The sequence below is a fragment of the Nocardioides albertanoniae genome (genome assembly GCF_006716315.1).
Classification (GTDB): domain Bacteria; phylum Actinomycetota; class Actinomycetes; order Propionibacteriales; family Nocardioidaceae; genus Nocardioides; species Nocardioides albertanoniae.
The window spans coordinates 4,636,416-4,648,247 of sequence record NZ_VFOV01000001.1; the positions used below are offsets into that span (position 1 = coordinate 4,636,416).

10 protein-coding genes are annotated in these 11,832 nt (G+C 72.0%); 3 read left to right on the forward strand and 7 right to left on the reverse strand.

Going from position 1 to position 11,832, the window contains the following annotated elements; translation table 11 throughout:
• Nucleotides 1-41 precede the first annotated feature (41 nt).
• Both FB381_RS22230 and FB381_RS22235 read left to right on the forward strand, forming a co-directional pair.
• Entirely contained in the window at nt 42-1,028 is a 987-nt protein-coding gene (locus FB381_RS22230) for an SMP-30/gluconolactonase/LRE family protein (RefSeq protein ID WP_141782255.1), read from the forward strand.
• Nucleotides 1,025-2,341, forward strand: coding sequence for an ankyrin repeat domain-containing protein (locus FB381_RS22235; protein ID WP_246088267.1), 1,317 nt, complete (start codon nt 1,025-1,027; stop codon nt 2,339-2,341). Before FB381_RS22230 ends, FB381_RS22235 begins: the two co-directional genes overlap by 4 nt.
• 69 nt (nt 2,342-2,410) lie before the next feature.
• Here FB381_RS22235 and FB381_RS22240 read toward each other — a convergent pair whose 3' ends face one another.
• From FB381_RS22240 to allB, 7 genes are all read right to left on the reverse strand, one after another.
• On the reverse strand, nt 2,411-3,781 hold the full coding sequence (locus tag FB381_RS22240) for a cryptochrome/photolyase family protein (protein WP_141782256.1): 1,371 nt from the start codon (nt 3,779-3,781) through the stop codon (nt 2,411-2,413).
• Nucleotides 3,782-3,808: 27 nt separating this feature from the next.
• Entirely contained in the window at nt 3,809-4,606 is a 798-nt protein-coding gene (locus FB381_RS22245) for a DUF1295 domain-containing protein (protein WP_246088268.1), read from the reverse strand.
• A complete protein-coding gene (locus FB381_RS22250; protein ID WP_141782257.1) occupies nt 4,603-5,838 on the reverse strand; it encodes an SAM-dependent methyltransferase in 1,236 nt (411 codons plus the stop codon). The genes FB381_RS22245 and FB381_RS22250 overlap by 4 nt, the downstream gene beginning before the upstream one ends.
• The gene (locus FB381_RS22255) at nt 5,835-7,856 is read right to left on the reverse strand and encodes an FAD-dependent oxidoreductase (protein ID WP_141782258.1); all 2,022 of its coding nucleotides are present in this window, start codon (nt 7,854-7,856) and stop codon (nt 5,835-5,837) included. Before FB381_RS22255 ends, FB381_RS22250 begins: the two co-directional genes overlap by 4 nt.
• A 126-nt stretch (nt 7,857-7,982) precedes the next feature.
• Nucleotides 7,983-8,717, reverse strand: a complete 735-nt coding sequence (locus FB381_RS22260; protein ID WP_141782259.1) for an SDR family oxidoreductase — start codon at nt 8,715-8,717, stop codon at nt 7,983-7,985.
• Nucleotides 8,717-9,565 carry a bifunctional allantoicase/(S)-ureidoglycine aminohydrolase gene (locus tag FB381_RS22265; RefSeq protein ID WP_141782260.1) on the reverse strand — a complete coding sequence of 283 codons (849 nt, stop codon included), beginning with the start codon at nt 9,563-9,565 and terminating at the stop codon, nt 8,717-8,719. Before FB381_RS22265 ends, FB381_RS22260 begins: the two co-directional genes overlap by 1 nt.
• Entirely contained in the window at nt 9,562-10,935 is a 1,374-nt protein-coding gene (allB, locus tag FB381_RS22270) for an allantoinase AllB (protein ID WP_141782261.1), read from the reverse strand. Before allB ends, FB381_RS22265 begins: the two co-directional genes overlap by 4 nt.
• Before the next feature lie 179 nt (nt 10,936-11,114).
• Here allB and FB381_RS22275 point away from each other — a divergent pair, with 179 nt between their 5' ends.
• On the forward strand, nt 11,115-11,825 hold the full coding sequence (locus FB381_RS22275) for a sulfite exporter TauE/SafE family protein (protein ID WP_141782262.1): 711 nt from the start codon (nt 11,115-11,117) through the stop codon (nt 11,823-11,825).
• Nucleotides 11,826-11,832 lie beyond the last annotated feature (7 nt).

Sequence of the window (11,832 nt, forward strand, 5' to 3'; positions counted from 1 at the left end):
AAGGTTGTTGCACCAGCTCGACCAACCGGAGGAGAACCACCATGCGTACGTCCCGAGTCGCCGCCATCGCAGGCCTGGCCGGCATCGCCGTCTCGGCCACTCTGACCGCCACCGCGGCCGGCACGGCCACCGCTGCCGAGCGCACCGGCCGCCCGGCCACCTACCTGCTCGAGGGCGACCCGTCGGCCCAGGGCGGATCGAAGTTCGAGGGCATCGGGGTGGACCAGGAGTCCGGGAAGTTCTACGTCAGCGAGGCCACCGGCGGCGAGATCCAGCGCGGCTCCGCCGACCGCGCCCAGGCCGAGGAGTGGCTGGCCGGCGACGGCGCCGACGGCCGCTACACCGCCCGCGGCATCACCGTCGACGACGAGGGCCGCATCTACATCGCCGGTGGTCCGAACGGCACCGGCAACGACCGCCCCGACCTGTGGGTCTACAGCCCCGGGGGTGAGCTGCTCACCGCCCTCCGCGTCCCGGACAACGACGCGTTCCTGAACGACGTCGCGATCGGGCCGGACGGCGCCGCCTACTTCACCAACTCCAACGACCCTACGATCATCCGCGTCGCCGAAGGCGACAACGGCTGGGAGGCCACCGAGTGGGCCGACGGCAGCGACCAGATCACCCGGCAGGAGGGCTTCAACCTCGGCGGCATCGTGACGAGCACGGACGAGTCCGCGTTCGTCGTCGCCCAGGGCAACACCGGCCAGCTCTGGCGTTTCGACATCGCCACCGGTGAGGTCAGCGAGATCGACACCGACGGCGCCGACCTGCGCAACGCCGACGGCCTGATCCGGCAGGGCCGCGACCTCGCCGTGATCCGCAACTTCGACAAGCAGATCGTGCACCTCGAGCTGAACCGGTCCGCGACCTCCGCCGAGCACGTCTCGTCGCGGGCGACCGACCCGGACCGCGTCTTCACCACCGGCAAGCTGCTCGATGGCCGGATGCTGCTGGTCGACAGCCACTTCGACGAGCAGACCGCGCAGGGGCCGTACGAGATCGTCACCGCTCGGATGCCGCGATGACCACCTCCTCTCTGCGACGGTCGCCGGCTGGTTTCGGCACAGTGGCGACCGTGACGGCGTCCGCGGTGCTGGCCGTGCTCATGGCAGGCTGCGCCGCGGCGCCGGAGGACGGCGCCGAGCCGTCCGCCAGCCCGTCCGCCTCCTCCGCCGACGCCAAGCCGGTGGAGGGGACGACCAAGAACTCCCCCGACCCCGAGGAGCAGAAGCGGATGAACGAGCAGCTGATCAAGGCCGCATGGGACAACGACGTCGCCCGCGCCCGCGAGCTGATCCAGGCCGGCGCGGACGTCAACCACACCGACGACACCGAGCAGAGCGCCTACCTCATCGCCGCCAGCGAGGGCTACGTCGACCTGCTCGACCTGACGTTGCGCAACGGCGCCGAGGTGAACGCCAAGGACTCCTACGACGGCACCGCGCTGATCCGCGCCGCCGAGCGCGGGCACGCCGACATCGTCGGGCGCCTGGTGCAGGCCGGGATCGACCTGGATCACGTCAACAACCTGGGCTGGACCGCGCTGCACGAGGCGATCGTGCTGGGTGACGACGGCCCGGACGCGGCCGACACCGTACGCGTGCTCGTCGCGGCCGGCGTGGACATCTCGATCGAGGCGGGCCGGGACGGGAAGACCGCCCTCCAGCACGCCGAGGAGCGCGGGTTCGACGCGATCGTGTCGACGCTGCGTACGGCTTCCTCCGAGGTCGCCGACGGCGAATCTCAGCTCCTGCGTGCCGCGTCGGCCGGGGATGCCGACTCGGCGGCTGCAGCCCTGCGCGACGGCGCTGACCTGGAGACGCGTGACGGCAACCGGCGTACGCCGCTGCTGCTCGCGGTCACCGACGACCACGTCGAGACGGCCCGGCTGCTCGTCTACCTCGGCGCCGACCCCGACGCGCTCGACGGCCGGCACGACACCCCGTGGCTGGTCACCGGGGTCACCGGCAGCGTCCCGATGGCCGAACTGCTGCTCACCGCCGACCCGGATCTGACCGTGCGCAACCGCTACGGCGGCCTCTCGATCATCCCCGCCAGCGAGCGCGGCCACGCCGAGTATGTGGAGCGGGTCGCGAAGACCGCCATCGACATCAACCACGTCAACGACCTCGGCTGGACCGCTCTCCTCGAGGCCGTGATCCTCGGCGAGGGCTCCGACCGCTGGCAGCGCATCGTGACCAGCCTGCTCGAGCACGGAGCCGACCCGAGCATCGCCGACCGCGACGGGGTGAGCCCTCTCCAGCACGCACGCGACCGCGGCTTCACCGAGATCGCGCACATCTTGGAACGGCACCACATCGAGCGGGATCGCGGCTGATCCGCCCCGAGCCGAGGCCCTGACCGGTACCCCCGCTGGTCAGGGCCTCTTCCGTCGTGAAGAGCCGGCTCACCGACGAAGCGCGTGATAAGCCTCCAGCGCGGCGGCCCGCTGCTCGGCGTGGTCGACGATCGGCGCCGGATAGCCCTCCGGTGGTCCACCCGGAGCCGTCCACGGCTCGTGGATCGCCTTGCCGGTGACCGAGCGGAGCTCGGGGATCCAGCGGCGGATGTAGGTGCCGTCCGGGTCGAAGCGACGGGCCTGGGTGGTCGGGTTGAAGATCCGGAAGTAGGGCGCCGCGTCGGTGCCGCTGCCGGCGGCCCACTGCCAGCCGTGCTGGTTGCTGGCCAGGTCGCCGTCGATCAGGTGGCGCAGGAAGTGCCGGGCGCCGTGGGTCCACTCGACGCCGAGGTCCTTGACCAGGAAGGACGCGACCAGCATCCGCACCCGGTTGTGCATCCAGCCCTCCGCGAGCAGCTGCCGCATGCCGGCGTCGACCAGCGGATAGCCGGTGCGGCCGGCGCGCCACACGTCGAGGTGCTCACACAGGGCGGCCCCGGTGAGGTACGGCAGACCGCGGAGCTCCGGGCGGGCATACTCGCGCGCGGTCTCGGGGCGGTGGTGGAGCACGTCGGCGTAGAACTCGCGGAAGGCGAGCTCGCGCCGGAACGCCTCCGGCTCCGGATGGTCGGCCAGGTCGGCCAGGAGCGTGCGCGGGTGCAGGGCGCCGACCTTGAGATACGGGGAGATCCGGGAGGTGGCGTCGAGGTCGGGGCGGTCGCGCGCGGTGGCGTAGTCACCGACCCGCTCGAGCGCCTCGGCCCAGTGACGCCGGGCCGCGGACTCACCGGCCTCGAGACGTACGCCCGAGGGCAGCTCCACGCTGGGCAGCTCCTCGGTCGGGGCCGATGCCCAGGCCACCCGGGCAGGGTCGCTCGCCGCCGGCGCCCGCCAGCCGTGCGCGAGCCAGGCCCGGTAGTAGGGCGTGAAGACCTGGTAGCCGGTGCCCGAACCGGTCAGCACCCGGCCCGGCGTGACGGCATAGGGCGACCCGGTCTCCACCAGCGGCACCTCGCCCGGCTGCGCTTCGCCCAGCGCTGCCCGGACCCGAGCGTCCCGAGCCCGGCCGTAGGGCCCGTGGTCGGAGCTGATGTGCACCTCGCGCGCGCCGGTCTCGGCGACCACCGCGGGCAGCACCTCGGCGGGATCCCCGCGCCGGACCACGAGGCTCGCCCCGTGCTCCGCGAGCTCGTCGGCCAAGGCCCGCACGGAGGCCAGCACCCAGGCGACCCGGGTGCGGCCGGCCGGCGCCAGCAGCCGCTCGTCGAGCACGTAGAGCGGCACCACCTCCGCCCCGTCGGCGGCCGCGGTGAGCAGGGCAGCATGGTCGAGCAGCCTCAGGTCCCGACGGAACCAGAGCACCCGTCTCTCGTCGGTCATCGGGCCACCCCTTCTCGTCGATCCCGCTTACCCGACGAGTCCACCACGCGGCGGCAACGGCACGAACATCGAGGTGCGCGCGGCGTACTCGGGGTAGCCGGGCCGCTTCATCATGGTCTCCTCCAGCAGCCGCGCGCCGGTCGCATGGACCAGGAAGTAGGTCATCGCGACGGGCGCGATCACCGTGACCGGCCCCACCCACCAGACGGTGGCCGCGCCGACCAGCCACAGGCCCCACCACACGCAGGCGTCACCGAAGTAGTTGGGATGCCGGGTGTAGCGCCACAGGCCGGTCTCCATCACCGGCGGGCGGTCCTCCGAGCGCTTGTACGCCGCCAGCTGGGCGTCCCCGATCGCCTCGAAGCCGACGCCGACCACCCAGACCAGGACACCGACGGCGACCAGCCACCACATCGGCTCGGAGCCCGTGACCGCGACCGCCTGGACCGGCCAGGAGACCAGCCAGGCGGCCAGGCCCTGGATGCCGAAGACCCGTAGCGCGGCCTTCCCGAACGGGGTGTCGCCCAGCATCTCGGCGTAACGCGGATCCTCGCCCGCGCCGTGGTTGCGGCGGTGCATGTGGATCGCCAGGCGCAGCCCCCACACCGCGACCAGCGCCAGCACCAGCCACGGCAGCGGGCCGGAGGTGCCGACCCGCACGGAGAGCACCGCGCTGCTGATCGCGACGGCCACGAACGCGAGACCCCAGGTCGTGTCGACCACGGAGAAGCGCCCGGCCCGGCGCGCGGCGATCGTGGTGATGACCATCAGCGCCGCGACCGCCACGGCCGCGACGCCGCTGACCAGGAGCAGGTCTGAGATCACGAGGCGTCCCGGGTGAACGTGAGCTGTTGGACGTCGATGTAGCCGGCGGCGAAACCTGCCCGGGAGTACTCCAGGTAGAAGTGCCACATCCGCAGGAACGTCTCGTCGAAGCCGAGTCCGCGGACCTCCTCGGCGCGATCGCGCAGCGCGGTGTCCCAGCGACGCAGGGTCTCGGCGTAGTGCGGGCCGAAGGAGAGCCGGCTGCGCATCCGGAGACCGGTGTGCTCCTCGGTGACCGCCGTGATCGCCTCCGTCGAGGGCAGGATCCCGCCGGGGAAGATGTACTTGGTGATCCAGGTCTCGGTGGTGCGGGTGGTCATCAGCTGGTCGTGCGGCATCGTGATCGCTTGGATCACCGCGGTGCCGCCCGGCGCCAGCACCTCGTCGATCTTCTCGAAGTAGACCGGCCAGAACCGCTCGCCCACCGCCTCGATCATCTCCACCGAGACCACCGCGTCGTAGGTGCCGTCCACGGCCCGGTAGTCGCGCAGGTCGACGTTCACCAGGTCTTCGAGCCCGGCGGCGGCGATCCGCCGGCGGGCCAGCGCGGCCTGCTCGACGGAGAGGGTCACCGAGGTGACCCGGGCCCCACGAGCGGCTGCCCGCAGCGCCAGCTCTCCCCAACCGGTGCCGATCTCCAGCACCCGGCTGCCCTCGCCGACCCCCGCCTCGTCGAGGATCCGGTCGATCTTGCGGTGCTGCGCATCGGCGAAGTCCTCCGCCGAGGGCAGCGAGGAGAAGAGGCCGGCCGAGTAGGACATCGTCGGGTCCAGGAACAGGGCGAAGAACTCGTTGGAGAGGTCGTAGTGGTGCCCGATGTGCTCGCGGGCGTTCTCGGGGGTGTTCACGTCGGAGTGGCCGCGGCGCCGCTCGTAGACGCCGTGCAGCCGTCGCGCCCAGGCCGGGAGGAGACCCTCGAGGTCGCGGCACAGCACAGTCAGGGTCTCCCCCAGCTCCGGCGCGTCCCAGGCACCGGTCATGTACGCCTCGCCGAGGCCGATCAGCCCGTGCCGGCCGAGCCGGGCGTAGAACTCCTCGGGCCGGTTCAGCACGATGTCGGCCGGCCGGCCGTCCTCGCTCACGCTGATCCCGAGCCGCCGGGTGGCGGCGCGGACGACCTTCGCGGTGGCGGCCGCGGCGATCCGGCTGGCCGGACCGGTGGGCGTCGGCTCGAGCATCGGCCAACGGTCGCCCTCGACGACCGGGGCGGGGAGTGCTTCGACGGTGTTCATCGGACACCTTCCTGATGGTGGGGAGGCCGGTGCTGGACCGGCAGTCGCCGCAGCCACAGGGTGATCCCGTGGATGCGGATCCAGATCGCGCCGAGCAGCGCAGCCGGAGCGGCGCGCAGCGACGCGGCGTACGTCGGGCTCTCGACCCGGGCACCGCGCACCGCGGCGTCGAGGACGACGCCGTCGTCGGTGGTCAGCCGCACCGTGACGGCGAGGCGCCCGTCGGGACGGGGCACGGTCAGGTCGTAGTGGCCCTCGACGCCGTTGAAGGGCGAGACGTACATCGCCTTGACCACCCGGGCGCGGCCCTGCTCGTCGGGATCCACCAGATAGGCGTGCCGGTCGCCGTAGGTGTTGTGCACCTCGACGACGGTGGCCAGCGGCGCCCCGGAGGCATCGGTGCACCAGTAGACGCTGATCGGGTTGAAGCAGAAGCCGAGGGCCCGCGGCTGGGCCGCCATCAGCACCCGGCCGTCGGCGAGGTCGATGTCGTGGCGCCGCAGGAAGTCGGCGAGGTTGTCCCGGATCGAGCGGTCGGGCTCGCCCAGGTGGTCCCGCGCCTCGAAGCGGCCGAGGATGCCCCGGTCGGGCAGCTGATCCAGGTCGACCACCCACCAGTGCGACCGGTGCACGAACCGGTTCTTCCGCGGGCTCCGGCGGGAGTGGCTGATCGTTGTGCGGTAGACGCCGGTCGCGGGCTCGTTCGCGGAGACGCCGGAAGACTCGGTGGGAGTCGTCCAGGGCAGGCCCAGCCGCTCGGCCGCCTTGGCACCGGAGCGGGCGCCGTCCTCGTGGAAGCCCCATCCGCGCCAGGCTCCGGCGAAGACGAGCGCGTCCGAGTCGAGCTCGTCGGCACGCTGCTGGGCCGCCACCGACTCAGGGGTGTAGAGCGGGTGCTCGTACTCCATGGTGTCGATGACCTTCGCGGGGTCGATCAGATCGGCGCCACCGAGAGTGACCAGGTGACGTACGCCGTCGGGCGCGGGCAGCCGCATCAGCCTGGTCAGGTCGTAGGTGACCGTGACCTGGCCGCGGCCCGGGCGCTCGAGATGGTTCCAGGAAGCCCTGGTGCGCTCGTTGCGCGGCAGCAGGCTGGTGTCGGTGTGCAGCTGGGCCTGGTTGGCGGAGTAGGGGAACGCCCCCAGGATCTCCCGCTGCGCGTCGGTCGGATCGCCGAGCATCGCCAGCGACTGGCCGGGGTGGGTGGCCAGCACGGCCGCGTCGAAGACCTCGGTGTGCCCGTTGCCGTCGGTGATCTCGACACCGGCGCCGGTCTCGACCACGTTGGTGACCTTGGTCGAGGTCAGCACCCGGCCACCGCGGTCGCGGAGCGCGTCGGCGACCCTCCCGACGTAGGTCGCGGAGCCACCGGTGACGGTGCGCCAGCGGGGCGAACCGAAGATCTGCAGCATCCCGTGGTGGCTGAGGAACTCGAAGAGATAGCGAGCCGGATAGCTCAGCGCCGTGGCCGGGTCGCACGACCACACCGCGGCGACCAGCGGTGCGGTGAAGTGACGGCGGAAGTGCTCGGAGAAGCCGTGCTCGTCCAGGAACTCGGCCAGGGTGCGGTCATCCGGCTCGCCGCTCTCGAGCAGCGCCCGGGCGGCGCGGTGGAACCGCGGGATCTCGGTGAGCATCCGCAGGTGCGCCGGCCGCAGCGCCCGCCGGTCGGGCAGCACACCGCGCGGCCCGCGCGCGCCCGCGTACTCGACGTCCGCCGCCTCCGACCGCACCGACATCGACATCTCCGAGACCTGGGTCGGCACGTCGAGCTCGGCGAAGAGACGGAGCAGCGTCGGATAGGTGCGCCGGTTGTGCACGATGAAGCCGGTGTCGATCGCCAGCTCTCTCCCGTCCGGCCCCGTGACGCGGTGGGTGTCGGCATGCCCGCCGAGCCGGTCGTCGGCCTCGAAGAGGGTCACCACGCCATGGTGGGACGCGACGTACGCCGCCGTCAGGCCGGCGACACCGCCGCCCACCACCGCGATTCGGCGGCGCTCCTGATCAGAACGGGGCATCGGGCTCCTCGAGGTCGACATGGGTGGCCGGGACAGCGGCGCTGTCACCCTGTCTTCGGCCACCACGGCGATTCGGATTGGAACCGATTGCCTGTGTCCTGGCTCACCCCGGGCGGCGAGGTCGGATCAGCCGCGTCCGGCGTACGGCATCCCGGTCGCGAGGACGGTCATCGCAGGCACGCTGACGCCGAGCGGGAGCTGAGCCATGGCGACCACGGCGTCGGCGACGTGCTGCGGGTCGAACGTCGGCTCGGGGCGTACGGTGCCGTCGGCCTGGCGGGCGCCGACCGCGATGCCGGCGGTCATCTCGGTGGCCGCGTTGCCGATGTCGATCTGGCCGACGGCGATGCCGTGGGCGCGGCCGTCGAGGGCGAGGGCGCGGGTGAGGCCGGTGATCGCGTGCTTGGAGGTGGTGTAGGCAGCGCTGCCGGGGCGGGGCACCTGCGCGGAGATCGAGCCGTTGTTGATGATCCGTCCGCCGGACGGGTCCTGCCGCTTCATCTGCGCGAACGCCTCGCGGGCGCACAGGAACGAGCCGGTGACGTTGACCGCGAGCGTCGCGGCGAACTCCTCGACCGGGATCTCGTCGGCCTCGCCGCTCGGCCCGAAGGTGCCGGCGTTGTTGACCAGCAGGTCGACCCGCCCCCACATCTCGTCGACGGCGGCGAACGCGGCCGCCACCTCGTCGGCGGAGGCGACGTCGGTGAGCAGCACGAGCGACCGCGCCATCGTCGACGCGGTCTCCTCGAGCGAGGCCTGCGTACGCCCGAGCAGCGCGACCTGGAAGCCGGCACCGTCCAGGGCCTGCGCGATCACTCGCCCCAGGCCTGAGCCGGCACCGGTGACGACGGCGACCGGCATCAGCCGAACTGCCGCGACAGGACGGCGTGGCGGTTGACGTCCTTGTAGAGCAGGTAGCGGAACCGGTCGGGCCCGCCGGCGTAGCAGGCCTGCGGGCAGAACGCGCGCAGCCACATGAAGTCGCCCTCCTGCACCTCGACCCAGTCCTTGTTGAGCAGGTAGACGGCCTTGCCCTCGAGCACGTAGAGCCCGTGCTCCATCACGTGCGTCTCCGGGAACGGGATCGCACCGCCCGGCTCGAAGCTCACGATGTTGACGTGCATGTCGTGGCGTACGTCGTCGGGGTCGGTGAAGCGCTGGGTCTTCCAGGCGCCGTCGGTGCCGGGCATCTCGCCGCCGGGCACGTCGACCTCGTTGGTGACGAACGGCTCCGGCACGTCGATGCCCTCGATCCGCTGGTAGGCCTTGCGGATCCAGTGGAAGCTTGCGGCCCGGTCGCTGGTGTTGTGCAGCGTCCAGGTGGCGCCGGGCGGGATGAAGGCGTAGCCGCCGGGGGCGAGGGCGTGGCTCGTGCCCTCGAGCGAGAGGTCGAGCCGGCCGTCGACCACGAACAGCACGCCCTCGGCGCCCGGGTCGAGCTCGGGCCTGTCGCTGCCGCCGCCGGGCGAGACCTCGACGATGTACTGCGAGAAGGTCTCGGCGAAGCCGGAGAGGGGCCGGGCGATCACCCACAGCCGGGTGCCCTCCCAGAACGGCAGCCTGCTGGTGGTGATGTCGCGCATCGTGCCACGCGGGAGCACGGCGTACGCCTCGGTGAAGACCGCCCGGTCGGTGGTCAGCTCACGCTGCGACGGGTGGCCGCCGGTCGGGGCGTAGTAGCGGCCAGAAGGGTTGTGTGCTGCGCTCATGGTCGGGCTCCTTCTCGGGTGACTCGGGTGAGCAGCCGGCCCTGGGGCGCGGCCTCGATGTCGATCTTCTCGCCACGCAGCCAGGTCTCGCGGACGACGCCTGCGAGGGTGCGGCCGTGGTAGGGCGTGACGGCGTTCTTGTGATGGAGCGTGGCGACGTCGACGACGAAGGAGTCGTCGGGCGCGAAGACCGCGAAGTCGGCGTCGTGGCCGACCGCGATCTGTCCCTTGCCGGCCAGCCCCGCGTGACGGGCGGGTGCCTGCGACATCCAGCGGGCGACGTCGGTGAGGGCGAAGCCACGGGCGCGGGCCTCGGTCCAGACCGCCGAGAGGCCGAGCTGGAGCGAGGAGATGCCACCCCAGGCGACCCCGAAGTCACCGGTGTCGAGGGCCTTGAGGTCGGCGGTCGAGGGCGAGTGGTCGGTGACGACCATGTCGAGCACACCCTCGCGCAGGCCCTCCCAGAGCTGCTCACGGTTGGTCGCCTCACGGATCGGCGGGCAGCACTTGTAGGCGGTGGCGCCGTCGGGGATCTCCTCGGCGGCGAAGGTCAGGTAGTGGGGGCACGTCTCGGCCGTGATCGCGACCCCGTCGCGGCGTGCGGCGGCCAGCGCCTCGAGCACGTCGGAGCTGGAGACGTGCAGGATGTGGACCCGGCAGCCGGTGCGCCGGGCCACCTCGATCACCAGGGCGACGGCCAGGCTCTCCGCGTCGCGCGGCCGGCTGCGCAGGAACCGGTCGTACGTCCCGCCGCCTGCCGCGGGCGCGTGCTCGATCGTGTGGGCGTCTTCGGCGTGCACGATCAGCAGGCCCCCGAACGAGCCGATCTCACGCATCGCCAGCTCGAGCTGCTCCGGGTCGAGCGGCGGGAACTCGTCGACACCGGAGTGCAGCAGGAAGCACTTGAACCCGGAGACCCCCGCCTGGTGCAACGTACGCAGCTCGGGGACGTTGCCGGGGATGGCGCCGCCCCAGAACCCGACGTCGACGAAGGCCTGGCTCTCCGCTGGCCCTCCAAAAGCGACCCGTCGCTTGAGATCCAGCGCCGAGAGGTCGCAGGTCGGCGGGATGCTGTTGAGCGGCATGTCGACGATGGTCGTGACGCCGCCTGCGGCCGCGGCGCGGGTCGCGGAGGCGAATCCCTCCCACTCGGTGCGGCCCGGGTCGTTGACGTGCACGTGGGCGTCGACGACGCCGGGCATCAGCACCTCGTCGTCGGCGAGCTCGACCACTCGGGCCGCGCTCAGCCCGGACGCGGCGGGCTCGACCGCGACGATCCTGCCGCCCTTCACCCCGACAGACCCCTCGACCTCACCGCGGGTGGAGACCATCCGGCGGGCACGGATCACCAGATCCAGTTCGTCGTTCATCTCGACCTTCCGCTCGCGTGCTGCCGATCCACGGCGATCCGATGGTCGCCTGCGCCGCGTCGGACAGTCAACGACCTTGCGGCGATATCTCCCGTGATCCGGAAGCACATTTCCAGCTCACGGAAATCATCGATACCGTCTCGTCGACGAACGTGGACGACCAGGACAGGAGGACGACGGTGCCTGATACCGCCCTGGTCGTCATCGCGCTGACCGTCGCGACGGGCGCTTTCGTCCAGGGCACCAGCGGTCTGGGGTTCGCACTGATCGTGGCGCCGGTGGTCGGTCTGCTCGCGCCCGACCTGCTCCCGGTCTTCCTCCTCGCGGCGATGATCCCGCTCAATGCGTACGTCCTCTGGCGCGAGCGGCACGCGCTCGACCTCTCCGGCACCGGCTGGATCACCGCGGCCAGGATCGTGGCCACCCCCGGCGGAGTGCTGGTGCTCGCGCTGGTCCCGGAGAGCTTTCTCGGGGTGCTCGTCGGCGCCGCGACCGTCGCTGCGGTCGTGGCAAGCCTCCTGAGCCCCTCCTTCACCCCGGGTGTGGGTGCCTACCTCGCCGCCGGCGCGATCACCGGGATCACCGAGACGGCCACCGGGGTCGGCGGCCCACCGCTGGCCCTGGTCTACCAGCACCGGCCGCCGGCCGAGCTTCGGGCGACGGTCGCGGCCTGCTTCCTCGGCGGCGAGATCGTCTCGCTCGGGCTGCTCTTCGGGACCCGCCAGGCACACCTCGACCAGCTCCTGCCGCTCCTCCCGATGCTCCCCGCGGTGGCGCTGGGGGCGGCGCTCAGCGTGATCACCCATCGCCGCCTGGACGCTGCCCGGATGCGGATCGTGGTGCTCGTCTTCGCGCTCGTCTCCGGCACCGCCCTCATGGTCGGACTGTGAGTGTTCG